The organism is Sphingomonas sp. CCH10-B3 (assembly GCF_001556185.1).
Classification (GTDB): Bacteria; Pseudomonadota; Alphaproteobacteria; order Sphingomonadales; family Sphingomonadaceae; genus Sphingomonas; species Sphingomonas aquatica.
Map to the genome: position 1 here is coordinate 26,458 of NZ_LSIJ01000060.1, position 26,347 is coordinate 52,804.

At 65.1% G+C, this 26,347-nt stretch carries 23 protein-coding genes; 14 read left to right on the forward strand and 9 right to left on the reverse strand.

Annotated features, from left to right (window positions below; translation table 11 throughout):
- Positions 1–7: 7 nt before the first annotated feature.
- The 5 genes from AX672_RS09675 to AX672_RS09695 are packed head-to-tail and all read left to right on the forward strand — an operon-like array spanning position 8 to position 6,548.
- The gene (locus AX672_RS09675; RefSeq protein ID WP_066650937.1) at positions 8–973 is read left to right on the forward strand and encodes a histone deacetylase family protein; all 966 of its coding nucleotides are present in this window, start codon (positions 8–10) and stop codon (positions 971–973) included.
- A 19-nt stretch (positions 974–992) separates the two neighbouring features.
- Complete coding sequence (locus AX672_RS09680; RefSeq protein ID WP_066650938.1) at positions 993–2,879, forward strand: 2-oxoacid:acceptor oxidoreductase subunit alpha; 1,887 nt, start codon at positions 993–995, stop codon at positions 2,877–2,879.
- A gap of 11 nt (positions 2,880–2,890) precedes the next feature.
- Positions 2,891–3,931: a 2-oxoacid:ferredoxin oxidoreductase subunit beta gene (locus tag AX672_RS09685; RefSeq protein WP_066650939.1), complete on the forward strand. Its 1,041-nt coding sequence runs from the start codon at positions 2,891–2,893 to the stop codon at positions 3,929–3,931.
- Positions 3,931–5,298: a cryptochrome/photolyase family protein gene (locus tag AX672_RS09690; RefSeq protein WP_066650940.1), complete on the forward strand. Its 1,368-nt coding sequence runs from the start codon at positions 3,931–3,933 to the stop codon at positions 5,296–5,298. Before AX672_RS09685 ends, AX672_RS09690 begins: the two co-directional genes overlap by 1 nt.
- A 32-nt stretch (positions 5,299–5,330) precedes the next feature.
- A complete protein-coding gene (locus AX672_RS09695) occupies positions 5,331–6,548 on the forward strand; it encodes an SAM-dependent methyltransferase (RefSeq protein ID WP_066650941.1) in 1,218 nt (405 codons plus the stop codon).
- Here the strand turns inward: AX672_RS09695 and AX672_RS09700 are convergent.
- Positions 6,538–7,260 (reverse strand): SDR family NAD(P)-dependent oxidoreductase, encoded by a 723-nt coding sequence (locus AX672_RS09700; protein ID WP_066650942.1) that lies wholly within the window; start codon positions 7,258–7,260, stop codon positions 6,538–6,540. The genes AX672_RS09695 and AX672_RS09700 overlap by 11 nt on opposite strands.
- Before the next feature lie 20 nt (positions 7,261–7,280).
- The gene (gene purF, locus AX672_RS09705; RefSeq protein WP_066650961.1) at positions 7,281–8,741 is read right to left on the reverse strand and encodes an amidophosphoribosyltransferase; all 1,461 of its coding nucleotides are present in this window, start codon (positions 8,739–8,741) and stop codon (positions 7,281–7,283) included.
- Between the two features lie 146 nt (positions 8,742–8,887).
- Here purF and hisI point away from each other — a divergent pair, with 146 nt between their 5' ends.
- From hisI to AX672_RS09725, 4 genes are read left to right on the forward strand one after another with little or no spacing between them, the layout of a single operon-like run.
- Positions 8,888–9,244, forward strand: a complete 357-nt coding sequence (gene hisI / locus AX672_RS09710; RefSeq protein ID WP_066650943.1) for a phosphoribosyl-AMP cyclohydrolase — start codon at positions 8,888–8,890, stop codon at positions 9,242–9,244.
- The gene (locus tag AX672_RS09715) at positions 9,241–9,750 is read left to right on the forward strand and encodes a hypothetical protein (protein ID WP_066650944.1); all 510 of its coding nucleotides are present in this window, start codon (positions 9,241–9,243) and stop codon (positions 9,748–9,750) included. The genes hisI and AX672_RS09715 overlap by 4 nt, the downstream gene beginning before the upstream one ends.
- A 45-nt stretch (positions 9,751–9,795) precedes the next feature.
- Positions 9,796–10,227, forward strand: a complete 432-nt coding sequence (locus AX672_RS09720; RefSeq protein WP_066650945.1) for a MerR family transcriptional regulator — start codon at positions 9,796–9,798, stop codon at positions 10,225–10,227.
- Between the two features lie 3 nt (positions 10,228–10,230).
- A complete protein-coding gene (locus AX672_RS09725) occupies positions 10,231–12,033 on the forward strand; it encodes an acyl-CoA dehydrogenase C-terminal domain-containing protein (RefSeq protein ID WP_066650946.1) in 1,803 nt (600 codons plus the stop codon).
- Here AX672_RS09725 and AX672_RS09730 read toward each other — a convergent pair.
- The 3 genes from AX672_RS09730 to AX672_RS09740 are packed head-to-tail and all read right to left on the reverse strand — an operon-like array spanning position 12,030 to position 15,624.
- Entirely contained in the window at positions 12,030–13,376 is a 1,347-nt protein-coding gene (locus AX672_RS09730; protein WP_066650947.1) for a cell wall hydrolase, read from the reverse strand. The genes AX672_RS09725 and AX672_RS09730 overlap by 4 nt on opposite strands.
- A gap of 54 nt (positions 13,377–13,430) precedes the next feature.
- A complete protein-coding gene (gene cysK, locus AX672_RS09735) occupies positions 13,431–14,351 on the reverse strand; it encodes a cysteine synthase A (RefSeq protein WP_066650948.1) in 921 nt (306 codons plus the stop codon).
- Position 14,352: 1 nt separating this feature from the next.
- Positions 14,353–15,624, reverse strand: coding sequence for an MFS transporter (locus tag AX672_RS09740; RefSeq protein ID WP_066650949.1), 1,272 nt, complete (start codon positions 15,622–15,624; stop codon positions 14,353–14,355).
- Positions 15,625–15,781: 157 nt separating this feature from the next.
- On the opposite strand from AX672_RS09740, the gene AX672_RS09745 reads away from it, so the two are divergent.
- The gene (locus AX672_RS09745; protein WP_066650950.1) at positions 15,782–17,530 is read left to right on the forward strand and encodes a DUF885 domain-containing protein; all 1,749 of its coding nucleotides are present in this window, start codon (positions 15,782–15,784) and stop codon (positions 17,528–17,530) included.
- A 7-nt stretch (positions 17,531–17,537) separates the two neighbouring features.
- On the opposite strand, the gene hpnK is transcribed toward AX672_RS09745, so the two are convergent.
- Positions 17,538–18,377, reverse strand: coding sequence for a hopanoid biosynthesis-associated protein HpnK (gene hpnK / locus AX672_RS09750; protein WP_066650951.1), 840 nt, complete (start codon positions 18,375–18,377; stop codon positions 17,538–17,540).
- Entirely contained in the window at positions 18,374–19,489 is a 1,116-nt protein-coding gene (gene hpnI, locus AX672_RS09755) for a bacteriohopanetetrol glucosamine biosynthesis glycosyltransferase HpnI (protein ID WP_231731253.1), read from the reverse strand. The genes hpnK and hpnI overlap by 4 nt, the downstream gene beginning before the upstream one ends.
- Between hpnI and AX672_RS19060 the strand changes: the two genes are divergently transcribed.
- Positions 19,458–19,943, forward strand: coding sequence for a hypothetical protein (locus tag AX672_RS19060; RefSeq protein ID WP_231731255.1), 486 nt, complete (start codon positions 19,458–19,460; stop codon positions 19,941–19,943). The genes hpnI and AX672_RS19060 overlap by 32 nt on opposite strands.
- A 39-nt stretch (positions 19,944–19,982) precedes the next feature.
- On the forward strand, positions 19,983–20,318 hold the full coding sequence (locus AX672_RS09760) for a hypothetical protein (protein ID WP_066650953.1): 336 nt from the start codon (positions 19,983–19,985) through the stop codon (positions 20,316–20,318).
- Positions 20,319–20,321: 3 nt separating this feature from the next.
- On the opposite strand, the gene AX672_RS09765 is transcribed toward AX672_RS09760, so the two are convergent.
- Both AX672_RS09765 and AX672_RS09770 read right to left on the reverse strand, forming a co-directional pair.
- The gene (locus AX672_RS09765; RefSeq protein WP_066650954.1) at positions 20,322–22,601 is read right to left on the reverse strand and encodes an ATP-dependent helicase; all 2,280 of its coding nucleotides are present in this window, start codon (positions 22,599–22,601) and stop codon (positions 20,322–20,324) included.
- A 52-nt stretch (positions 22,602–22,653) separates the two neighbouring features.
- Positions 22,654–23,910, reverse strand: coding sequence for a glycosyltransferase (locus AX672_RS09770; RefSeq protein WP_202189295.1), 1,257 nt, complete (start codon positions 23,908–23,910; stop codon positions 22,654–22,656).
- 163 nt (positions 23,911–24,073) lie between these two features.
- On the opposite strand from AX672_RS09770, the gene AX672_RS09775 reads away from it, so the two are divergent.
- The gene (locus AX672_RS09775; RefSeq protein ID WP_066650956.1) at positions 24,074–24,460 is read left to right on the forward strand and encodes a nuclear transport factor 2 family protein; all 387 of its coding nucleotides are present in this window, start codon (positions 24,074–24,076) and stop codon (positions 24,458–24,460) included.
- A gap of 51 nt (positions 24,461–24,511) precedes the next feature.
- A complete protein-coding gene (locus tag AX672_RS09780; RefSeq protein WP_443026234.1) occupies positions 24,512–26,161 on the forward strand; it encodes an inorganic phosphate transporter in 1,650 nt (549 codons plus the stop codon).
- The last annotated feature ends 186 nt before the right edge of the window (positions 26,162–26,347 follow it).

Here is a 26,347-nt window from a genome sequence, read left to right on the forward strand (position 1 = left end):
AGGCGGCGTGTTCGCCGTCGTCCATCACCCCGATTACGTCGCGCCGGCGCCGGCGCGGTCGGCCCATCAGTGGAACAAGAACAGCCTTGTCCGCGACTTGCTGGTCGAGAGCGGCGCGGCGGTTGCATGGCACACGCCCGAGCCGATGCCGCGCCGCTGGATCGAGGCAGTGCACGATGCCGATTACGTCGATGAAGTGATCGAAGCGCGCGTGCCGCCGTTGAAAGAACGGCGCATCGGCTTTGCGGTAACCCCGCTGGTGGCGCGGCGCGCCGTCACGGTGCCAGGCGGCACTTACCTCGCCGCGCGGCTGGCATTGGAACACGGCTTTGCCGCGAACAGCGCAGGCGGCAGCCATCATGCGCTGGCAGATACCGGCGCGGGTTATTGCGTGTTCAATGACCTCGCGATCGCCGCGGTTCGGCTGGTCGCCGAAGGGGTTGGGCAAGTGCTGATCGTCGATTGCGATGTTCATCAGGGCGACGGCACCGCGGCGCTAACGGCAGGCCGGCCGGGGATCGCCACCTATTCGATCCACGCCGACAAGAATTTTCCGGTGCGAAAAGGCCGCTCGACGCTCGACGTGCCGCTGCCGGACGGTATTGGCGATGCTGCCTATCTCGACGCGCTCGAGACGACGCTGCTGCCGCTCGTCGAGCAGGTGCGGCCCGACCTGATCCTCTACCAAGCGGGTGTCGACCCGTTCGGCGGGGACCGGCTGGGGCGGCTGAACCTGTCCGCCGAAGGATTGATCGCGCGCGACCGGCTGGTCGCGCAGGTTGCGATCGAGCGGGGGCTGCCACTCGCCTCGACGCTCGGCGGCGGCTACGGCAGCGACGCGCGCGAAGTTGCCGCGCGCCACACAACCTCGATCCTCACGCTCGGCGCGGCGTTCACAAACCGCGACTTTAGGCCACTTACGCATTTTTCGGCTTGGGGACCGGGCAGCACCGGATTAGACCGCGCACACTGAAGATTACAGGAACACGACAATGGCGACCGCCACCCATACGCTCCTTCCCGAAGAACCAGACGCTACGCCGCCCGCCGAATCAGTGGTGGTTCGTTTCGCGGGCGACTCGGGCGACGGGATGCAGCTGACCGGCGGGCAGTTCACGCTGTCGACCGCGCTGTCGGGCAATGATCTGGCGACTTTCCCCGACTTTCCGGCAGAAATCCGTGCACCGCAGGGGACGCTGTTCGGCGTGTCGGCGTTCCAGATCAACTTCGGCTCGACCGAGATCGAGACCGCGGGTGACGCGCCCGACGTGCTGATCGCGATGAACCCGGCGGCGCTCAAGACCAATATCGATCAGCTCAAGCCCGGCGGGCTGGTGATCGCCGACGAAGGCGAATTCGGCGACCGCAATCTCGCCAAGGCGAAGTACGATAGCAATCCGCTCAAGGACGGCAGCCTCGCAAAGTGGCAGCTTCTTGCCTTCGACATTTCGGCGTTGACGCTCGAATCGGTGAAGCCGTTCGGGCTCGGCAACAAGGAAGCGCTGCGCTGCAAGAACATGTGGACGCTGGGGCTGGCGCTCTGGATGTTCGACCGGCGACGTCAGCCGATCATCGACTGGCTACGCACCAAATTCGCCAAGAATGAAGTCCTGGCCGAGGCCAATATCGCTGCGCTCAACGCCGGGCACGCTTATGGCGAGACGGCCGAGATTGGCGGCGGCGGGCTCGGTGCGCACCGCTTGCGCCAGCAGCATGTCGACCCCGCCGATGTCGAGCCGGGCCTCTACCGGACGGTGACGGGCGCCGAGGCGATGTCGCTCGGGCTGGTGGCGGGCGCGCAGCTTGCCGATCTGCCGATGTTCTTCGGCGGCTATCCGATCACGCCGGCGTCGGCGATCCTGCACCATCTGGCGCGGTTGAAGGAATTCCACGTCACGACCTTCCAGGCCGAGGACGAGATTGCCGCGATCGCATCAGCGATTGGCGCGTCCTATGCCGGCCAGCTCGGGGTCACCTCGTCGTCCGGACCCGGCATTGCGCTGAAAGGCGAGGCGATGGGCCTTGCGATCATGACCGAGCTGCCGCTCGTCATCATCAATTCGCAGCGTGGCGGGCCGTCGACCGGCCTACCGACCAAGACCGAGCAGTCGGACCTTTACCAAGCTGTCTATGGCCGCAACGGCGATGCGCCGATGCCGGTCATCGCCGCGCGCTCCGCCGCCGATTGCTTCGACGTTGCGATCGAGGCGGTGCGGATTGCCACGCAATATATGACGCCCGTGATGGTGCTGACCGACGGCTATATCGCCAATGCCGCCGAGCCGTGGAAAGTGCCTGACATGAGCGGTTACACGCCGTTCCCGGTGACGTTCCTCGATCATGTGCCCGAAGGCGGCTTCCTGCCTTATGGCCGTGACGAGAAACTCGCACGGCCTTGGGTAAAGCCGGGGACGCCGGGACTGCTCCACCGCATCGGCGGGATCGAAAAGGCGCAAGGCACCGGCAACATCGACTATAGCGCCGCCAACCACCAGGCGATGACCGACACCCGCATGAACAAGGTGCTGGGGGTCAAGGTGCCCGACCAGGACGTGTCGCTGGGCGCGACCTCGGGCAAGCTGGCGGTGGTCGGCTGGGGATCGACCTATGGCCCGATCCATCAGGCGGTCCGCCGTGCATTGCGCCGCGAGCAGGATGTCGCGCACATCCACATCCGCCACATCTGGCCGATGCCCGCCAATCTGGGCGATCTTCTGAAGGGTTATGAGCGGATCCTCGTACCCGAAATGAACACGGGGCAGCTCAAGACCTTGCTGCGCGACCAGTTTCTGGTCGACGCCAAGCCGCTCAACAAGGTTTCAGGCCAGCCCTTCCGCATCTTCGAGATCGAAGAAGCGATCGACGCGATGCTGGCATAAGGACGCACACCATGAACGACATGACCCCGATCGCCCGCACCACGACCCCCAAGGATTGGGAGTCCGATCAGGAAGTGCGCTGGTGCCCCGGTTGCGGCGATTATGCGATCCTCAAGGCGATGCAGCGCACGATGCCCGAGATTGGCGCGACGCCGGAAAACACGGTGTTTGTCAGCGGCATCGGCTGCTCGTCGCGTTTTCCCTATTATATGGAAACCTATGGCTTCCATACGATCCACGGCCGCGCCTGCGCGGTCGCGACAGGGGTGAAGCTCGCCAATCCGGCGCTCGACGTGTGGATCATCACCGGCGACGGCGACGCGCTGTCGATCGGCGGCAATCACACGATGCACCTGCTGCGGCGCAACCTGAACTGCCAGCTGATCCTGTTCAACAACGAGATCTATGGCCTGACCAAAGGCCAATATTCGCCGACCAGCCGCGAAGGCACGCGCTCGCCGTCGACTCCCTATGGTTCGGTCGACCATCCCGCCAAGCCCTGCGCCTTTGCGCTTGGGTCGGGCGCCCGGTTCGTCGCGCGCGGCATCGACGTGCACAAGAACCTGCCGAGCGTGCTCAAGGCGGCGTACCACCACAAGGGCGCAGCCTTCGTCGAAATCTTTCAGAACTGTATCGTCTACAACGATGAAGTGTTCGAGGAATTCACGGCGAAGACCAATGCGGCCGGGCATCAGCTCTGGCTCGAACATGGCAAGCCGATGCTGTTCGCGGACGGATCGAAGGGCATCGCGATCGATCACATGACGCTGACGCCGATCGTCGTCGATGTCATCGACGGCAATTGGGAAGCGGCGGGCGTGATCGTTCACGACGTCACCAACCGCACCGTGGCGCATATGCTGGTCGAACTCCCCTTCGGCGACTTCCCGATGGCCCTCGGTGTGCTTTACGACGACCCGAAGCCGACGTTCGAGGAGGCCGTGGTTGGCCAGAATGAGTCGGCGTCGCGCGGCAAGGTCGCCGATCTGCAGAAGCTCGTCGCCAAGGGGCAGACCTGGACGGTCGAGAACGCGCATCATCAGGAGAGCTGATGGCCACGATCCTGTGGCTGCGGCGCGACCTTCGGCTCATTGATCAGGCGGCGCTGGCCGGGGCCGTGGCCGAAGGGCCGGTGGTGCCGGTCTATGTACTCGATGACGAAACGCCGAAGCATCGCAGGATGGGCGGGGCTTCACGCTGGTGGCTGCACCATAGCCTTGCCAGCCTCGATCGCGATCTGCGCGCCAAGGGATCGCGGCTGATCCTGCGGCGCGGGCGCAGCGAAGCGGTGCTGGCGGCGCTTGCCGAAGAGGTTGGTGCAACCCGCATCCACGCACTGCGCCATTACGAGCCGTGGTGGCGCAATGCCGAAAAGGCGGTTGCCAAGGCGCTCGACCTGAGGCTGCACGACGGCAATTACCTTGCACCGGCGGGGTCGATCACGACCGGGGCAGGGGCACCGTACAAGATTTTCACCCCGTTCTGGCGGGCACTTTCGGCAACCATGCCGCCTGCGCGACCCATTGCGGCGCCTGCATCGATCCCGGCGCCCTCGACCTGGCCGGCGAGCGATTATCTTGATGACTGGGCTCTGCTGCCCACGCGACCCAATTGGGCGCGCGGGTTCGAGAGCGAATGGATGCCGGGCGAGGCGGGGGCGATGACTCGTCTCGAGACCTTTCTCGACGCGGCACCGGGCTATGGCGACCGGCGCGATCTGCCATCGATCGAGGGCACGTCGCGCCTGTCGCCGCATCTGCACTTCGGCGAAATCTCGCCCACGACGATCTGGCATCGCGCGGCCGGGCGCGGCGGGTCGGTCGACAAGTTCCTCGCCGAACTCGGCTGGCGCGATTACGCGCAGAACGTCATTCTCCAGCTGCCCGACTATGGATCGGCCAATGCCCGCACTGGCTTCGACGCCTTTCCGTGGCGCGAGGGACCCGAGGCGGACGCTGATCTGACGTCATGGCAGCAAGGGCAGACCGGCTATCCGATCGTCGATGCAGGGATGCGGCAGCTCTGGACAACCGGGTGGATGCATAACCGCGTGCGGATGATCACGGCCTCGTTCCTGATCAAGCATCTGCTGATCGACTGGCGGCGTGGCGAGCAATGGTTCTGGGACTGTCTGGTCGATGCCGATTACGGATCGAACGCGGTCAATTGGCAATGGAATGCCGGTACCGGCGTCGATTCGAACATGTTCGTGCGGATCATGGCCCCGCTCAGCCAGTCGGAGAAGTTCGACGCCGCGGGTTACATCCGCCGCTGGGTGCCCGAATTGCGCGACGTGCCCGAGCCCGCGCTGCACGATCCCGATGAATATGGCCGCCGCCCGCGCGATTATCCGCCGAAACGGATCGGGCACCGCGACGCGCGCGCGCGCGCCTTGGAAGCGGTGAAGAAAATCGGCTAAGGGCGGCGAACCGGCGCAACGGGGATCCGACGATGAATGCCACGATTCCCGTTTCATCCGTCAAAAGGCGCGAATTGATCGGCTTTATCGCGCCGTTCTTCCTGCGCCTGATCGACAAGGTCGACGCCGGAATTGCCGCTGGCAGCATCGAAGCACGCTTGCCGAATGGGCAGACGCGGCTGCTCGGTGGGCGTGGTGAGGGACCGGCGGCGCACGTCGAGCTCCGGAGTTGGCAAGCGCTGGCGCGGCTCGCGATCGGCGGGTCGTCTGGCTGGTATGTCGCGTGGACCAGGGGCGAATGGGCGAGCCCGGATCCTGTCGCGGTGTTCGAAGTGTTCAGCCGCAATCGCCGGACGCTGGGCGAGACCGGGCGATCGGGCGGCGTCGCGCGGCTCGCCAAACGCGCGTTCCACTGGCTGCACCGCAACAACCGCGGTGGCGCGCGGCGCAATATCGAGGCGCATTACGACCTCGGCAACGATTTCTATGCCGCATGGCTCGATCCGACGCTCACCTATTCGAGCGCACTGTTCGATGGCGAGTCCGCCGACAGTCTTGAAGCGGCGCAGCGGCGCAAGCTTGCCGCGATGCTCGACCGCACGGCGACTGCGCCGGGCGAGCGCATCTTGGAAATCGGTTGCGGTTGGGGCTCTTTTGCGGCGCAGGCGGCAGCAGCCGGCCGACAAGTGCATGCGATCACGCTGTCTTCGGCGCAGGAAGCGTTCGTTGCCGCGCGCGGGTTGCCGGGGGTCACGGTAGCGTTGACGGATTACCGCGACGTCACCGGCAGCTTCGATGCGGTCGTCAGCATCGAAATGGTCGAAGCCGTCGGGCAGGATTACTGGCCCGCCTATCTGGCGGCGATTGCCCGGTTGCTGAAGCCAGGCGGGCGTGCGGCGATCCAATTCATTGCGATCGACGATGCGATCTTCGACAGCTACGCCGCCAACGTCGATTTCGTGCAGGCCTATGTTTTTCCGGGTGGCATGCTGTTGTCCGAAAGCCGGTTCCGCGCGCTGGCCGAGGCCGCGGGCTTCGACTGGGTCGATCGGGTGGCTTTCGGTGCGGACTATGCCGAAACGCTGCGGCGCTGGCGGAGGCAGTTCGACGAAGCCGTTTCGGCCGGGGCACTGCCGCCGCGCTTCGATAGTAATTTCATAGACCTGTGGCGATATTATCTGATGTATTGCGAAGGCGGGTTCCGCGGCGGCGGCCTTGAGGTTGCGCAGGTCACGCTCGTCAAGCGGTGACCGCTCCGATTGCTTCGAAATGGCCGGTTTCGAAATCGGCAATCAGCAATTCGACGATGCGCGCCGCCACCGTTTCGGGCGGTTTGACCGACGCCGGATCCTCGCCGGGATAGGCGCGCGCGCGCATTGCCGTGCGGGTCGCGCCGGGATCGATGATCGCGGTGCGGATCTTGGAGATGTTCGCGACTTCGGCCGCATAGGCCCCGAGCAGTACCTCGAACGCCGCCTTCGATGCGCCATATTCACCCCAATAGGCACGCGGTTTGCGCGCGACGGTTGAGGTGAGGCCGATAACGCGTCCGTGCGCCGACCGGCGCAACATCGCGTCGAACGCGGCGAGCAGCGACGCCTGCGCGCTGACGTTGAGCGTCAGCACCCGCGCCAACTCCTTCGGGTCGATCGCCGAGACGGCGCCGAGCGTGCCGAGCATCGCGGCGTTAAGGACGAGAATGTCGAGCCGGTCCCAGCGTCCGCCGAGCGCGACGCCGAGCCGCGCGACCGCATCGGGTTCCAGAAAGTCGATCGGCGCGATGGTCGCCGATCCGCCGCCTGCAAAAATCGCGTCCTCGACTTCCTCAAGCCCGCCGACCGTACGCCCGGTCAGGATCACATGCGCGCCGGCAGCAGCGAGCGCCCTGGCGGTCGCCGCGCCGATGCCGCGGCTGGCACCGGTGACGAGCGCGATTCGGTCGGCAAGCGGCTTATCGGTCACGGCATTTTTCCTCGGAAGCGTTAATTGACGCGCTCGGCGAGCAGCGCGAACTGGTCGACGGTCGCGCTTTCGTCCTGATCGGTCAGCGTCGTCGGATAATCGCCGGTGAAGCAGGCGTCGCAGTGGCTCGGCGAGGCATCGTAGCGGCGCTCTTCGCCGAGCGCCTTGTACAGCCCATCGATCGAGACGAAGGCGAGGCTGTCGGCATGAATGAAGTCGGTCATGCCGCCGACATCGAGCTGAGCCGCGAGCAGCTTCGCCCGCTCGGGCGTGTCGACGCCGTAGAAGCAACTGTGGCGGGTCGGGGGCGAGGCGATGCGCATATGCACTTCGGCAGCGCCAGCTTCGCGCATCATCGTCACGATCTTCAGGCTGGTGGTGCCGCGCACGATCGAATCGTCGATCAGGATGATGCGCTTGCCCTGAATCAGCGCGCGGTTGGCGTTGTGCTTCAGCTTGACGCCGAGGTGGCGGACCTTGTCGCCCGGCTGGATGAAGGTGCGGCCGATATAGTGCGAGCGGATGATGCCGAGTTCGAACGGAATGCCCGATTGCTGGGCATAGCCGATCGCCGCCGGCACGCCTGAATCGGGCACCGGGATCACCAGGTCGGCATCGACCGGCGATTCGATCGCGAGCTGCGCGCCGATCGCCTTGCGCACCGAATAGATCGACTGTTCGTCGACGATTGAGTCGGGCCGTGAGAAATAGACATGCTCGAAGATGCACGGCCGCGATGGCTGGGCGGGGAAGGGGTGAATCGAGCGCGTCTCGGTCCCTTGCACGATCACCAGCTCGCCGGGATCGATCGCGCGGACGAAGCTCGCGCCGACGACGTCGAGCGCCACCGTTTCCGAAGCGAAGATGATCGCGCCGTCGAGCGTGCCCATCACCAGCGGGCGAATGCCGAGCGGATCGCGGCAGCCGATCATCCCCTCGGGCGTCATCACCACCAGCGAATAGGCACCTTCGACCTGCTTGAGCGCGTCGATGAACTTGTCAAGCAGGGTGCGGTAATTGGAGGTCGCGACGAGGTGGATGATCGTCTCGGTATCGCTGGTCGACTGGAAGATCGATCCGCGCCGTACCAGCTCACGCCGCAGCCGTGCGGCGTTCGAGATGTTGCCGTTGTGCGCGATCGCGAACCCGCCCGACTGAAGCTCGGCATAGAGCGGCTGGACATTACGCAGCGCCGTCTCGCCGGTCGTCGAATAGCGGACATGGCCACATGCGGCAGTGCCCGGAAGCCCGCGGATCACGTCGTCGCGGTCGAAATTGCCGGCGACATGCCCCATCGCGCGGTGGGTGTGGAATTGCTGTCCGTCCCAGCTGGTGATGCCCGCTGCTTCCTGACCGCGATGCTGGAGCGCATGGAGGCCGAGCGCGACGAGCGCCGAGGCTTCACCGCCGGTGCCGGAGACGCCGAATATGCCGCATTCTTCACGCAGCTTGTCGTCGTCGAAAGGGTTTGTGGTCAGCATCGAATCCCGCCGGGTGGCTGTCGCGTCCGCCATATAGGGACGGCAGAGGCCTTTGTCGCCTGTTTGTCATCATTCGCGGTGCGATGTCTGTGACGATGCGGCGATGGGTGATTCCCTCAGGCGGCTGCTTGGTTTAGGGACCGGGCATGGACCCGCGCGAAACCGGCTTGACCCTCGATCCCAAATTTGACGCGAACGGGCTGATCACCGCCGTCGCAACCGACCGCGCGGGGCAGGTGCTGATGGTCGCGCATATGAATGCCGATGCGCTTGCGGCGACAATGGCGAGCGGCGAGGCCACTTTCTGGTCGCGCAGTCGCAACCGGCTTTGGAAAAAGGGCGAGACGTCGGGACACGTCCTGCGCGTCGTCGAGGCGCGGATCGATTGCGATCAGGATGCGCTGTGGTTGATCTGCGATCCCGCAGGGCCCGCCTGCCACACTGGTGAGCGGAGTTGCTTCTACCGTCGGATCGAAGGCGGGGCGCTCGCGCCGGTAGCATGAGGGGGAAGCGGGTCGCAGTCGCGCTCCTGGCCATCGTGCTGGCGGGTTGCGGCAAGCGCGGGACACAGCAGCCTGCGGCAACGCCGGTGCCCGATCTGGAAACGGCGGCGATTGGCGCCGGTGTGATCGCCGACCCCAACAGCACCGATATCAGCGGCCTGTTCGCGCGCGATACCGACCGCGTCTGCATTGTGCCCGCCGCGCTCGACTTCCGGATCGGCGTTTACGTCGATTATGGCGAGGACCAGAGTTGCAGCGGCAGCGGCAAGGTGACGCGGGTCGGCGAAACGCTGCACGTAGCGTTCGACGGCGCGTCGGGCTGCGCGTTCGATGCCCGGTTCGAAGGCGACCGGATCGTTTTCCCTGGTCGTTTGCCGAGCGGATGCGAGCGGCTCTGCACCCAACGGGCATCGCTTGCGGCGCTGGATGTGCGGCGGCTGAGCGATTCGATTGCCGAGGCGAAAACGCTACGCAACGCGCGAGGCAAATTGCTCTGCCAGAGTTGATCGGAATTGATTGACGTTCACGTAAAGGTGAGGTAGTAAGATTGCATGTCTTCGCTGCCGTCGCTTGCGGCCTATGCGCCGATCGATCCGCGCCCTGATCGCGAAGCCTTCAGCATTTCCGATCTGTCGACTGAATTTGGCGTTACCGCGCGCGCGCTGCGTTTCTATGAGGATGAAGGGCTGATCCGGCCCGAGCGGCGCGGGACGACGCGCATTTATTCGCACCGCGACCGGGCGCGGCTGGCTTGGATCCTGCGGGGCAAGCGCGTGGGCTTCAGCCTCGGCGAGATTCGCGAGCTGCTCGATCTCTACGACATCGGCGACGGGCGGCGGTCGCAGCGATCGGCCACAATCGCGCGTTGCCGCGACCGGATCGCGCTGCTTGAAGCGCAAAAACATGATATTGATGCGGCGATCGCCGAACTCAGCCAATTCATCGACCTTATCGAGCCGGGGCTCGACCACCAGAAGGACTGAATCATGCCGAAATATACGCCGCCCGTCCGCGATACGCGTTTCGTGCTCGACCATGTCGTCGGGATCGATCGTTACAGCAACCTGCCCGGCTTCCAGAATGCGACGCCCGATGTGGTGACGGCAGTGCTCGAGGAAGGCGGCAAGTTTGTCGCTGAGGTGCTGTTCCCGATCAACCAGTCGGGCGATCAGGAAGGCTGCACGCGCCACCCCGACGGCAGCGTCACCACGCCGAAGGGCTTCAAGGAGGCCTATAAGGCGTTCGTCGAAAGCGGCTGGTCGACGCTCGGCGCGCCCGAGGAATTCGGCGGGCAGGGCATGCCGCACACCGTCTCGACCGCGTTCGAGGAATATATGATCTCGGCCAACATGGCCTTCGCCATGTATCCGGGCCTGACCCACGGCGCGATTGCCTCGCTGCTCGTCAAGGGCTCGCCCGAGCAGAAGGCGAAATACGTCCCCAAGATGGTGTCGGGCGAATGGGGCGGCACGATGAACCTCACCGAACCGCATTGCGGCACCGACCTCGGCCTGATCCGCACCCGCGCCGAGCCTAATGCCGACGGCAGCTGGGCGATCACCGGCACCAAGATCTTCATTTCGTCGGGCGAGCATGACCTGACCGAGAACATCATCCATCTCGTGCTGGCGAAGACGCCGGGCGCGCCAGAAAGCTCGAAGGGCATTTCGCTGTTCGTCGTGCCCAAGTTCATCGTCAACGACGACGGATCGCTCGGCGAGCGCAATTCGCTGAGCTGCGGGTCGATCGAGCACAAGATGGGCATCCACGCCAATTCGACCTGCGTGATGAATTACGACGGCGCCAAGGGCTGGCTGGTCGGCGAGGAGATGAAGGGCCTTGCTGCCATGTTCATCATGATGAACGCCGCGCGGCTCGGTGTCGGGCTGCAGGGTCTGGGCGTTGCCGAGACGGCGTACCAGAACGCCGTCCAGTATGCGCATGACCGTCGTCAGGGTCGCGCGCTCACCGGTGCGGCCGAGCCCGACGAAAAGGCCGACACGCTGTTCGTCCACCCCGACGTCCGCCGCATGCTGATGGACGCCAAGGCAATGACCGAAGGCCTGCGCGCGCTGTGCCTGTGGGGCGCGCTCCAGGTTGATCTCGCGCATATGGCGCAGACCGAGGAAGAGCGGCAGACCGCCGACGACCTGATCGGGCTGCTGACGCCCGTCATCAAGGGTTACGGCACCGACAAGGGCTATGAAATCGCGACCAACGCCCAGCAGGTGTACGGCGGCCACGGCTACATCGCCGAATGGGGCATGGAGCAGTACGTCCGCGATGCCCGGATCGCGATGATCTACGAAGGCACCAACGGCGTGCAGGCGATGGACCTCGTCGGACGCAAGCTGGCGCAGAACGGCGGCCGTGCGGTGCAGTTGCTGTTCAAGATCGTGGGCGACGAGATTGCGGTTGCCAAAGCCAATCCGAAGCTCGCCGATTTCGCGACCCGGCTCGAACGCGCGCTCGGCGACCTGCAGGCGTCAACGGTTTGGTTCCTGCAGAATGGCATGCAGAACCCGAACAATGTCGGCGCGGGTGCGCACAGCTATATGCACCTGATGGGCATCGTCGCGGTCGGGCTGATGTGGCTGCGGATGGCAACGGCGGCAACGGCGCTGCTCGACGCGGGCGAGGGCGATGCCAAGTTCCTCGAAGCCAAGCTGGTGACGGCGCGCTACTTCGCCGAGCGGATCCTGCCCGATGCCGGGGCGCTCCGCCGCAAGATCGAAGGCGGTGCCGATGCGCTGATGGCGCTCGAACCCGAGATGTTCGAAGCCGCCTAACGCCGGGGCGCGGACGGCGGCGTCGCTTGCGGCCCCGGCTCCGCGCCGGGGCCGGGCGATGCTGGCGTCTTTGTTCCGGGCCGGATCAGTTCGGGCTTCGGCACCAGCAATTGCGGCTTGGCCGAAAGAAGCTCGGGCTTGGCGGCAAGGGCGCTGGCGCCATTGTCGTCGATGAGCTGCGGTTTCATGCAATCGCGGCGGTCGCTGCGCGGATAGACCGTGCAATTCCACAAGGCGCGCTCGATCGCCAGCTTCTGGTCGCGGCGATAGCTGAACGCCATTGACCGAATTTCTTCGACGGCGAGCGGCAGCTTGGTTGGCGTGGCACCAGCCCCGGTGCTGCGCCACGCCATGAACTTGCAATAAGCGCGGTCGCCGCACTTCGCCGCCGCAATCGTCGGCAAGTCGGCGAGCGATATCGTCGCATCGAGTGTGGCGATGATCGTGTCCGGATCGCCGGCGAGCGGTGGTGCAATTTTCAGCCCAGCGGCGAGCGCACGGTCGGCAGCAATGCCGGGGGCCTGCAATTCGAGCGCGGCGCGGTGTGCGGGCGAGTAGCTGGCCATCGCCGTGATTACCGGCTCGTCGGGCGTGACGGTGCGCGTGAAGGCGCCGGGCGTCCCCCACCAGCCGGTCCAGCGGAAAAAGAGGTGCGTGCCGACCGCCGTCACCTTGTCGAGGCTGGCGCTCCAATAGGGAACGACCCAATTGGTGTGGTAATGCGTGGCATGGCCAACGGGCTTGTACACTGCGCCCGACAGCGCCGCGCGCGCAATCAGCCGCGCGGTCGCCCACGCCGCATCGCTGAAGCGGTGCCGCGCCAGCGCCCCGTCACAAGTGAAAGTGAATTGGCAGCCGGTCGGGCGTTCGGCCCCTTCAAACACAACGCCGCAAATCGACTTGGGGAAGGCCGGGTGGCGGACACGATTGATCACGACCTGGGCCACCGCGCGCTCGCCCTCGGCGTCGTCACCGGCTTCGTAGAGTTGCGCAGCGGCGAGGCAATCAACGGCCCGGTCGAGCGCCGCCGGCGTGTCGGCAAGCCTGAACGGCCGGGCAGGCGGATTGGGCGCGGTTGAAAAGGGGATTGCCGCATTGAAGGCGACGGCGTCCGCAGGCGTGACCGGTGCATAGGCGACCGGCTCGACGGCTGGTAGCTGCGACGGCGGCACGACCTTGGCGCGCGGCATGTTGAGTTTGCGCGCGGCGGTCGGGCGCCAATCGGCGGTGCCAACGATCGCGACCGGGACCGCAATCGCCAGCACAGACGTCAGCGCCAGCACGCCGATCATCACCGGCGAGGGGGTGGCGCGCGCGCGGGTCGGCAGGGGAAGCGAATTCATGGCGCGCGCCCTTAGCGCAATTCGGCGCGCGCGCGAAGCGAAGTTCGATTGGCTTCAGGCTTCGGGCAGGAAGTCCGGCACCGAGAGGTAGCGTTCGCCGGTATCATAGCTGAAGCCCAGAATACGCGCGTCGCTTGGCAGATCGGGCAGCTTCTTCGCAATCGCTGCGAGCGTCGCGCCCGAGCTGATGCCGACCAGCATGCCTTCCTCGGCGGCGGCGCGGCGGGCCATGTCCTTGGCGGCGTCGCCTGCGACCTGAATTGCGCCGTCGATTGCACTGGTGTGCAGGTTTGTCGGGATGAAGCCCGCGCCGATACCCTGGATGGGATGCGGCCCCGGCGCACCGCCTGAGATCACCGGCGATGCCTCAGGCTCTACGGCATAAACTTTGAGCTGCGGCCAATGGCTTTTGAGCGTCTCGGCAACACCCGTAATATGCCCGCCAGTGCCGACGCCGGTGATGATCGCATCAATTGGAGTATCGGCAAAATCGGCGAGAATTTCCTGCGCCGTCGTGCGGACATGGACGCCGATGTTCGCAGGATTTTCGAACTGCTGCGGCATCCACGCGCCGGGCGTTGCCTCGACCAACGCGACCGCGCGCTCGATCGCGCCCTTCATGCCCTTTTCACGCGGCGTCAGGTCGAAGGTCGCGCCATAGGCCAGCATCAGCCGACGCCGCTCGATCGACATGCTCTCGGGCATCACCAGCACGAGTTTATAGCCCTTGACCGCCGCGACCATGGCAAGGCCGACGCCAGTGTTGCCGCTGGTCGGCTCGATGATCGTGCCGCCGGGCTTGAGCGCGCCCGAGGCTTCGGCTGCCTCGATCATGGCGAGCGCGATCCGATCCTTGATCGATCCGCCGGGGTTCGAGCGTTCAGACTTTATCCAGACCTCGGCAGTCGGGAACAGCTTTGCCATGCGGATGTGCGGCGTGTTGCCGATCGTCTCGAGGATCGTTTGCGCTTTCATGTCACACGGACTCCATCGCTTTGGTCTCGGGCGAGACCGGGGGTTCGAAACTGCGGGCATTGCGAATGCTGGGGAAGAGATAGGCCCACAGCAGGGTCACGACAATCGCGCCGCTGCCGCCAACGATCACGGCGCCGATTGGCCCCATCGCCGCCGCCAGAAAGCCGGACTCGGCCTCGCCGAGTTCGTTGGAGGCGGAAATGGTGAGTTGCGACACCGCGCCGACACGCCCGCGCTTGTCGTCGGGGGTGTAAAGCTGGATCAGCGACTGGCGGATGTAGACTGAGAACATGTCCGCGCCGCCCGCCACGGCCAGCGCGGCAAGGCTGAGCCACAGCCAGGTCGAGACCCCGAACACGATCGTCGCGATCCCATAGATCAGCACTGCGCCCAGCATCTTGCGGCCAACGTCATGCTTGATCGGGCGGAAGGAGAACAGGATCGCAATCAGGCTGGCGCCGACCGCCGGCGCGGCGCCGAGCAGCGCCAGCCCCTCTGGCCCGACTTTCAGGATATCGGCGGCGTAAATGGGGAGCAGCGCGCTTGTCCCTGCAAGGAACACCGCGAACAGATCGAGCGTGATCGCGCCGAGGACCAGCTTGTTCTGGCCAACATAGGCGAGTCCGTCGATGATCTGGCGGATGGGGTTGGCCTTGCCGGGTGCCACCGTGCGCGGCACTGGGCCGATCAGCAGCAGGCACACAAAGGCGACGGCGAACAGCAGGACCGCAATCGCATAAGCGCTCCACGGCGCCAGCGCATAGGCTTGGGCGCCGAGCGCCGGTCCGATGATCGTCCCGACCTGCCATGAGATCGAACTGAGCGCGATCGCGGTCGGCAGCACTTCGCGCGGCACCAGATTGGGCGCGAGCGCGCCGAGCGCCGGACCGGCGAAAGCCCGTCCGAAGCCAAGCGCGACTGCAACCGCGAAAATCAACGGCAGCGTCATCGTGCCCGAATAGGTCGCGATCGCGAGCACCAGCGCGCAGCTCAATTGCAGCAGCACGGTCAGTCGCGCGATCCAGCGCCGGTCGAAACGATCGGCGACCCAGCCAGTAATCGGCGTTGACAGGAACAGCGGCAGGAACTGGAGCAGCCCGATCAGCCCGAGCTGGGCCGCGGCCTCGCGCGGGCTCATCGTCAGCCGCGCAATCGTATAGGTTTGCCAGCCGATCACGATGATCATGCCGTTCTGCGCAATCGTCGTCGCGAAACGCGCGGCCCAATAAGCGCGGAAAGCAGGGATGCGGAACGGATGCGGCGCAGCAGTCATCGTGCCAGCCTTAGGCCGGGCAAGGGGCGGCGGGCAATCAAGCTTTGCTCGCAGGGCTTGCGAGCCACGCTATCGCCCGGCGGGTGCGGGGTCTGGCCTCCCGGCGATCAACCTGCCAGTTTCGCCGCGCCGCGAATCGGTACGGGGAGAAGTTGTTATGCGTAATGTGTTTGCGGGGGTGGCAGCGCTGGCGCTGCTGGCAGGGTGCAGCCCTTCGGCATCGTCCGAAAGCGCGGCCAACCTCACGATGCCCGCCGACGCCGCGCGCCCGACCGATTGGGCAGGCTTTCGCGACAAGTTCATCGCCGACTGGTTCAAGCTCGATCCGGCCAATGCGGTTTATCAGGGCAAGCATGAATTCGACGGCAAATTGCCCGACTGGAGCGCGGCAGGGCTGCAAGCGCAAAGCGACTTCCTGCGCGGCGCTATCGCCGAGGCCAAGCGCTTCGATGCCGCAAAGCTGTCGGAGGCGGACCGGTTCGAGCGCCAATATCTGATCAAGGTCGCCGAGGGTAAGCTGTTCTGGCTCGACGATGCCGACCAGCCACACACCAACCCGGCTTATTATGTCGGCGGCGGGCTTGATCCCAATGTTTATATCGCGCGCGCCTATGCCGACAAAGCGGTGCGGATGAAGGCGATGATTGCCTTCTTCGACAATATTCCGACCGCGGCCGCCAACATCCGCGCGAACCTGAAGACGCCGATGCCGGCCAGCTTCGTCAATTACGGCGTCAATGCCTTCAAGGGGTTCGCCGATTTCTACGCGGGCGACGCGCGCAAGGCCTTTGCCGATGTGAAGGACGCCGAACTGCAACGTCGCTTCATGGCGAGCTCTGCCAAGGCTGCCGCTGCGATGAAGGGCATCGCCGACTGGCTCGAAAGCGAACGGTCGCGGGCGACCACTGACTTCGCGCTCGGGGCTGAGAGGTTCCAGCGGATGCTGTGGGCGACCGAGATGGTCGATGTCCCGCTCGCTGCGCTTGAGCGGATCGGCGAGGCCGATTTGAAGGCCAATCAGGATGCGCTGACCGAGGCCTGCACCTTGTTTGTGCCGGGCAAGCCGATCACTGCGTGCATTGCCAAGATGAACGCCAACAAGCCGGTCGGCGGTCCCGTTGCCGAAGCGCGGCGCCAGATTCCGATGCTGCGTGCCTTCGTCGAAAAGGCCGGGCTGGTGTCGATCCCGGGCACCGAACAGGCGTTGGTGGAGGAAAGCCCACCCTATAACCGGCAGAATTCGGCCTATATCGATCCGCCGGGGCCGTTCGATAAGGGCATTCCGTCGGTCTATTACATCTCGCCGCCCGACCCGAGTTGGAGCAAGGCGGTGCAGGACGGCTTCGTCCCCGGCAAGCAGGACCTGCTGTTCACTTCGGTCCATGAAGTGATGCCTGGCCATTTCGTCCAGTTTCTGCACGCCAATCGTTCGCCGTCGATCTTTGCGCGACTGTTCGTCGGCTATGCCTTTGCCGAAGGCTGGGCGCATTACACCGAGCAGATGATGTGGGATGCGGGGCTCAACAAGGACGATCCCGAAACGCACATCGGCCAGCTTGCCAATGCGCTGCTGCGCAACTGCCGCTTCCTCGCCGCGATCAAGCTGCATGCGGGCGGCGAGAGCCAGGAAGCGATGGAAAAGATGTTCCGCAATGAATGCTATCAGGACGAAGGCACGGCCAAGCAGCAGGCGGCGCGGGGGACTTATGACCCTGCCTATCTCAACTACACGCTCGGCAAGCTGATGATCTTGGCGCTGCGCCGCGACTATGCCGCAGCGCATGGCGGGAAGGACGATCCCAAGGCCTTCCACGACGCTTTTCTCAGTTTCGGCGGACCGCCAGTGCCGCTGGTGCGGCAGGCAATGCTGAAGGAAGCGCGGCCGAGTGCGTTTGGTCTGAACTAGACGGGCGTCAGGCGAGGTCGGCGAAGCGGGCGCGACAGGCGCCTGACTGTGCCGCCGCGTCGAGCACTCGCGGATCGACCATGGCCGCAAATTCGTCGGCGTAGCGGTAGCCCGGATAGTGGCCAGGGTAATCGTCGCGGGTTGCAGGGTGACTGTAGATTTCGGTCACGCCAGGCGGCAGTTGCGGGATCAACGCGGCGAGCCGCTCGGCGGTGACGGCGCCACTCCACGCCAGGCCGAACACTTGGTCGGGCAGCGTCAGTCCCGCACCGCGCAGCCGCGCCTGCAGACGTCGCGCCCAGATATCGGCGATGCGGATGCTGAGGCCGGTCGGCACTGGTTCAACCTGCGCGACAATCGCGCGCGGCTCGACCGGCGCGCGCACCGCTTTCATGCCGTACCGGCGGCCGATCTCGATGACCAGTCCGGCGATCGTCGGGTGCAGATGGAAATGCTTGTGGGCGTTGACATGGTCGAGCGGCAGGCCGGTTGCGGCGAAAGCCGCGAACTGGGCTTCGATCTCGGCGCGAAGTTGCGCGCGGGCGGCGGGCTTGAAGAACAAGGTCGCACCAAAGCGCGCCATGTCGGTGCGGAATTTGCCGTCGCTACCCACGAGATCGGGAAGCGCTTCGGGCGGCAAGGCCGGTGTGCCTTCGACGAGCACGAGATGAAGGCCGACGCCCAGCGTGGGGAGGCGGCGCGCGCGCGCCACGGCATCGTCGGCGGCGGCACCCGTCACCATCAGGCTGGCGCAGGTGAGTACGCCGTTCCGGTGGGCATGCTCGACCGCTTCGTTTACTTCGACGGCGGCGCCGAAATCATCGGCAGTGACGATCAGCGTTTTCACGCGCGCTTAATCTCGATCCGGCCCGCCTTGCGCATCGCCAGCTGGGTATCGCGCCAGCTGACGTTGCGCACGAAAAAGCTGGCGACGAAGACACCGAAGCTCAGCAAGTCGCGCAGCGGTAAGAGCCAGCGCGGCGCGGTCTTGCGGCCGACCATCCGGTCGATCACGCTCGCAGCACCCAGGCGGGCGCCGACGGCGGCCGCCACCAGCGCCAACGTGCTCCAGCCGGGCGCCAGCGCGGCAGCGAGCAGCGCGAAGGGCAGGGGGTGCGTGAGGACAAGGCCAACATAACCGCCCGGATTGAGATCGCGCACGGTCGCGGCCCAGCGCAATTCGTGGCGCACGAGTTCGCCAAGACTCCGCTCGGCCGAGGCATGCGTGACGATGACGGGCGCAATCGCGACGCTCTGCCCGAGCTCGCGCACCGCCGCCCCGATCGCGTGATCATCCGCCAAAATGTCGGCAAAGCGGGCAAAGCCGCCGATCCGGTCGAGCGTTTCGCGCCGCATGGCAATCGTCGATCCCATGCACACGTCGCCCGTGCGCAGCGCGACACTCAGCAACACGCTGGGCAGGAAGTGATAGCTGATCCCTGCCGCGCCCAGCACCGACCAAATACCGCTGTCGCCGCGCCCGGCATAGGCGCAGGTCGCGGCCCCCACACCGGGTGCCGCGAGCGTGGCCGCGACCCGGTCTAGGTAATCCTTCGGCACCGCGATATCGCTGTCGCTGAGCAACACCAGATCGTGGCGGATTGCCGACGCCATGTTGATCAGATTGCCGATCTTTGCATTGGCGCCATGACGGCGCGGCTCGATCACCGTATCGATGCTCGTGCCGAAAATGTCCAAGGCTGGAAGCGCGCCGTCGTCGCTCGACTGCACGCCTGCCACGATTTGCACGGGCGCAGGCCAATGCTGATCCTGAAAGCTGCGCAGATTGTCGCCGAGGCGCGGCTCGGCGCCATAGAGCGGCTTCAGGATCGTTGCCGGTTCGGGCGCGACGGCAGCGCGCGGCGCCCGCAGGCGACGGCGGAAGCGAGCAGCAACAAACGCCGCCGCCAGCACCCAGCCGATGCCCATGATTGCCAGTGCGGCCGCCGTCGCGGCCACCCATCCTGCCCCCGATCCCATGCCCGCGATATTGGAGCAGTGTACCCAGTTGTCAAAGTTGCCAGTGCAATTCTGCGACGAAACTGCGCTGCGGGAAGGGATGGAACAGGAAATATTTCGCGCCGTTCACATTGTCGATCCCGAACGCCAGCTGCCATTGCTTGGCAACCCGAAAACTCGCGCCCAGATCAACGACCGTAAAGCCGTCGAAGCGCTGAAAAGTGTTGGCGATCGGATCGCTGTTGTCGATCGTGCCGAACGACCGGCTGGCGCGACGGAGCGCGGCGGTGAGCGTAGTGGCGTCATCGGCGCGTCAGATAATAACGATGGTCGCCTTGCGCGTCGGCAATTGCAGCAAACACAAGGGCCAGGCGGTGCCAGGAAGGGAAGCCGATGCTCACTGGCGGTGCGCCTAGAGCCGCGATCGAGGAATCGCAAGCAGGGATCGGGTTGATGCTTGCTGCGACGCAGCAAAATGCCGTAAAAGATCGATATGAGCAGTGCGCCCGACACCGCGACGCCGACCGGCCCCGTGCCGACGATCCTGGAGGCGATCGTGCGTCGCCTGTGCATCGCCGTCACCTACAATCGCCAGCGCGTCGTGCTCGCGCCGCATATCCTCTACACCCGCCACGGCGAGCTCCATATCGACGCGGTCGCGGTTGAACGCGACGGCAAGCCCCCGCGCGAGGCGAAGATCGGTACCTATCGGCTCACCGGCCTCAACGACATCGAGATCACCGACCGCGCATTCTTCGTGATCGAGGAGTTCGATCCGGGCATCGAGCGCTATCAAGGCGAAACGCTGCTCGCAGTCGATCGCGCGTAGCAATCAGGCAACGCTGACGAAACTGTCGATCACACGCTTGCGGCCGGCTTCCTCAAAATCGATCTCGAGCTTGTTGCCTTCGATCTCGGCGATCGCACCATAGCCAAATTTCTGGTGGAACACGCGCATCCCAACGCTCAGGTCGCTGCGCCCCTTGTTGCCGAGGCTGACGGCGGAAGCGCGGGCTTCGACCACGCGGGCGGGTTCGCGCACGAAGCTTGATCCCGTGCCCGCGGCGCGTTGCCAGCCGGGGCCGCGCCCGGTGCCGCGCGCGACATCGGCGAAGGGGTCGGCGCGTTCGGACCAATTCGCGCGCCACAGGCTTTCGCCACCCGTCATGCTCGTTTCGCTGTCGATGTGCGCGGGCGGCAGCTCGTTGACGAAACGGCTGGGGATGCTCGACGTCCACTGGCCATAGATGCGGCGGTTGGCGGCGTGCATGATCACGGCCTTTCGTCGTGCGCGCGTGATCGCGACATAGGCCAGCCGCCGCTCTTCTTCGAGGCTCGCGGTCCCGCCTTCGTCGAGCGCGCGCTGCGAAGGGAACAGCCCTTCCTCCCAGCCGACGAGGAAGACCGTGTCATATTCCAGCCCCTTGGCGGCGTGGATCGTCATGATCGTGACTTTCGCTTCCTCCGCATTGGCGTCATTGTCCATGACGAGGCTGACATGTTCGAGGAACGCGCCGAGCGTTTCATATTCCTCCATCGCGCGGACGAGTTCGGTCAGGTTTTCGAGCCGCCCCGATGCCTCGACCGATTTCTCGGCCTGGAGCGCACCGGTATAGCCGCTTTCGTCGAGAATCTGGCGGGCGAGGTCGGGGTGGGGCAGGTCGTTCGCCATCTGCCGCCAGCGCGCCAGATCGAGCACGAAATTGCCCAGGCTACGACGTGCCTGCGGCGTCAGTTCGTCGGTGTCGAGAATGCGTGCCGCCGCGGTCGACAGCGGCACGCCGGTCGCGCGCGCCAGCATGTGGAGCTTGGCGACCGCCTTGTCACCCAGCCCGCGCTTGGGGACGTTGACGATGCGCTCGAACGCAAGGTCGTCGGCCGACTGGTGGGCGATCCGCAGATAGGCGAGGGCGTCCCTGATCTCCATCCGCTCGTAGAAGCGGACGCCGCCGACGATGCGGTACGGCATGCCGATCGCGATGAAACGGTCTTCGAACTCGCGCGTCTGGTGCTGCGCGCGCACGAGGATCGCCACCTTGTCGAGACTCGTCCCCTGGCGCTGCGCGCTTTCGATTTCCTCGCCGACGCGGCGCGCCTCCTCGGGCCCATCCCAGACGCCGATCACGCGGACCTTTTCGCCGGCTTGTTCGGCGGTCCACAGCGTCTTGCCGAGCCGCCCGCTGTTGTTGGCAATCACGCCCGAGGCAGCGGCAAGAATGTGCGGCGTCGAGCGATAATTCTGTTCGAGCCGGATCACGGCAGCACCAGGAAAATCGCGTTCGAACTTCAGGATGTTTTCGACCTGCGCGCCGCGCCACGAATAGATCGACTGGTCGTCATCACCCACGCAGCAGATGTTCTTGCGCGCCTGCGCGAGCAGCCGCAGCCAGAGATACTGGACGGTGTTAGTGTCCTGATATTCGTCGACCATGATGTATCGGAAGCGCTGCTGATATTGCTCGAGCACGGCGGGCTCGCGCTTCAGGATCGTCAGCATGTGGAGCAGCAGGTCGCCGAAATCGCAGGCGTTGAGCGCTGCCAGCCGCGCCTGATAGGCGGCGTAGAGTTCCTGCCCGCGCCCGTTGGCGAAGCCCTCGCTCTCACCGGCGTCGAGGTCAGCAGGCACCAGCCCACGATTCTTCCACCCGTCGATCATCCCGGCGAGCTGGCGCGCGGGCCAGCGCTTCTCGTCGAGATCGGCAGCGATGATCAGCTGCTTCAGGACGCGCAGCTGATCGTCGGTATCGAGAATGGTGAAATTGGCCTGCAGCCCGACCAGCTCGGCGTGGCGCCGCAGCATCTTCGCGCCGATCGCGTGGAAGGTGCCGAGCCATGGCATCCCCTCGACGGCATCGCCGACCAGCCGCCCGACGCGCTCGCGCATTTCGCGCGCGGCCTTGTTGGTGAAAGTGACCGACAGGATCTCGCTCGGATAGGCTTTGCGTGTGTAGAGCAGATGCGCGAGCCGCGCGGTCAGCGCTGCCGTCTTGCCGGTGCCGGCGCCTGCGAGCACCAGCACCGGGCCATCGGTCGTGAGCACGGCTTCGCGCTGCGGCGGGTTGAGGCCGCGCAGATAGGGGGGATCGTCGGGCGAAGGCGCAGGCAGGGTCATCAGCGAACGATTAGGGAACGCAAACGCGACGGGCAACCAGTGAATAGCGCGATCAGCCCCGCTTCGTGCGCGCGACGAGATCGTGCATCAGCGACAGATAGTCGGCCGCGCCTTGTTCGAGCGTGAAATGGCGCGCGTGGTCAAGCGCTGCCGCCTGGTCACGCTGCGACAGCGGCGCGCGCGCCATGGCCGCAGCCAGCGCTGCCTCATCGCCGACCGGGACCAGCTCCCCGAAGGCGCCATTGCCGACCAAATCGCGCATGCTGACGCTGCAATCGGTGGCGACGACGCCAAGATTGGCAGCGATCGCTTCGATCAGCACGGCGGGCACGCCTTCATAGTCCGACGACATGACAAAGACATCGGCATCGCTCAGCCAGATCGGGAGGTCGGCGACATGCCCCGGCATCGCCACCCGATCGGCAATGCCGAGCGAGGCGGCAAGCGCGGTCAGAATCGGTCGCTCGGGCCCTTCGCCCAGGATTGTCAGCCGATCGGTCGCCGTCGCCATCCGGGCGAAGGCACGCAGCAGCAGCGCAAAGTTCTTCTGCGGCATCATGCGGCCGATTGCGACGAAACGCCGCGCGCCGTTTGGCACGCCGCGCGCGACGTGGATGCCGGCGAAGCGCTCGAGCTCGGTGGCGCGCAGGATGGGGTCGTTGACGATCGTGATCCGATCGCCGCCCAGGCCTGTCGCATGCGCGATTTCGGCTGTCATCGCAGGCGCCATGCCGACGTAGAGTTCGATGTAGCGCGCTTGTGCCCGCAACCAGCGATGATAGGAAAAGCGCAACAGCGGCCCCATGTCGCGCCGCTCGAGGTCGTTGCTCACCTTGGCGATGATCGGCGGACATTGGCGGCCGAGGATGATCTTCATGCCGACCGCAACCGAGCTATAGGTGTTGCCCGCGCAAAATAGTACATCGGGCCGTTCGCGCCGGATGATCGCGGGCAGATGGCGCAGCATCCAGGGCAATTGCGTGCGTCGATCGATATGCTCGCCGCCGGGAATGATCTCGCAAGGCAGACCGCGCGCGAGCGTCCTCAGCCCCGGGCGCGACGCATCGGTATCACGACCGATGACGAGGCGGACTTCGGCGCCCGATTCATGCCAGCGGCTATTGAGCCGCAAGGCGACGCGCTCGACGCCGCCCGGGTCGAAACTGTGCAGGCAGGTCAGAATCTTGATCGGCTTGACGAGCGTTGTCGGCGCGACCGGTGTTGCATGCGCCGGCGACACATTATCGTCATCAAGCTGATTGGCATGCGCATCTGGCGTCCACGGCGACACGCCCGTCAATTCGCTCACCTTCATCCCCTAGCGCCCCCGCTACCCCGCCGCCGCACGCTTGCGATAGTCCGGGTTACGCGGCACGGTGCGGCATAGACAAGTCATAAGCTGCACCGATAGCATGTTCAGCGCCGGACCGCGCGCAGGCGGACCGGCAGAGCACCGATGGGGAAAAGGGCATATGGCGGTAGCAATCGATCACTGGCACCGGCTGATGACGGCGCGCGACGCGGCTGGTCTTCACGATCTGATTGCCGATGACTGCGTGTTCCAGTCCCCGGCGGTGCACAGTCCGCAGGTCGGCAAGGCGATCACGATCAAATATCTGAGCGCGGCGCAGGCAGTGCTTGGCCGGCCCAGCTTTCGCTACATCGAGGAATGGATCGGCGAGGCATCCGCCGTGCTCGAATTTGAACTCGACCTCGACGGCATCCATGTCAATGGCGTGGACATCATTCATTGGAATGCCGACGACAAGATCACCAATTTCCGGGTCATGATCCGCCCCGTGAAGGGGCTGCAGGCAGTAATGCCGGCAATGGCGGCGGTGTTGGCCGCGCACGGATGATCGATCCGATCGTCATCGGTTTGACACACTAGACAGGCAACGCGGCGACCCATGGCAACTTCCCCGATAGATGCAACCGGCGGCGCGGCCGTGCCCCCCGACCGGCCCGACATGGACCGCGGGCTGCCCGCAGCGGGACGTTGGCTGTTTCTGGGGACGCTGCTAGGCGGCGTGATTTACGCCGGGTACAGCGTGATGAGCGACACAGCGCAGGTCGGCGAGACGCTGGGCGCTGGTGTGCTGATTTTCCTCGCGCTCGCGCTGCTGATCGCGCTCGGCTTCGAATTCGTGAACGGCTTCCACGATACCGCCAATGCGGTTGCGACCGTCATCTACACCAATTCACTGTCGGCGCCCGTCGCGGTGGTCTGGTCGGGGTTGTTCAATCTGCTTGGCGTGCTGTTGTCGAGCGGCGCGGTAGCCTATTCGGTGGTGACGCTGCTGCCGGTCGAATTGATTTTGAATGTCGGCAGCAATGCCGGCTTTGCGATGACCTTCGCACTGCTGCTGGCGGCGATCCTGTGGAATCTTGCGACCTGGTACGTGGGCCTGCCGAATTCGTCCAGCCACGCCCTGATCGGATCGATCCTGGGTGTGGGCTTCGCCAACCAACTGCTGTCGGCCGGCACCGGCGGCACCTCGGGCGTCGAATGGAGCCAGGCGCAGAAGGTTTTGACGGGCTTGCTGATCGCGCCGGTAATCGGCTTCGTCGGCGCGCTGGTGCTGTTGTTCGTGATGAAGGCGGTCCTGCGCAATCCCAAACTCTATGCACGTCCCGCCGCCAACGAGCCGCCGCCGACCGGGATCCGCGCACTGCTGATCTTCACCTGCACGGCGGTCTCTTTTGCCCATGGCGGCAACGATGGGCAGAAGGGCATGGGGCTGATCATGCTGATCCTGATCGGCTGCGCGCCGACCGCCTATGCGCTCGATCGCAGCCTCAGCGCGCGGGACACCGTCGCGATCGTTGCGCAAGCCAATGCCGCCGCGCAGGTGTTCGACGGGCGCGCGGGCACCGCGAGCCTGGCGCCCGGGACGGCGCGGGACGTTCTCGCAAGCGCGCTGAAGACCAAATCGGCGAGCGATCCGGTGGTCTATGCCGCGCTCGGCACGGTCGCCCGCGACGTCGGTGCTCGGTTGTCGCAATATGGTGCGCTTTCCAATGTGCCAGCGGCGGCAACCGCCAAGCTCCGCACCGACATGTATCTGACGCTCGACGCCAGCAAACTGGCGCTCAAGGGCGATAAGGATCACGCGATTTTCAACGATAGCGATCGCACGACGATATCGAGCTACCAGAAGGGCCTCGAAACCAGCACGCGCTTCATCCCCACCTGGGTGAAAATCGCCGTGGCGATTGCGCTCGGGCTCGGCACAATGGTCGGCTGGAAGCGTATCGTTGTGACAGTAGGCGAAAAAATCGGCAAAACGCACATGACCTATGGCATGGGCGCATCGGCCGAGATGATGGCGGCGGCGACGATCCTGCTTGCCGACCGCTTCGGCCTGCCGGTGTCGACCACACACATCCTGTCATCAGGTGTCGCGGGGGCGACCGTAGCAAGCGGTGCCGGGCTGCAAGCCTCGACAATCCGCAACATGGCGCTGGCATGGGTTTTGACATTGCCGGCGGTAATGGCGCTCGCCGGCGGCCTCTATTGGCTGTTCCTGTCGCTGGCGCGCGCCGCCGGAACCGCCTAATATTGAGCGAAAACAATCATTTAGATTCCGGCAATCTGCGTTAAGCCCATCTTTACCATTAACGGTGATAAGCCAGTTACCACAAGGCGGTCGTGTTGATTGCCTTGCTAATTGGGGGTGTCAGAAATGACCGAGACCGTTGAAAAAGGCTTGCGCGAAATCGGCGTGGCGGATGGCTGGTGACGC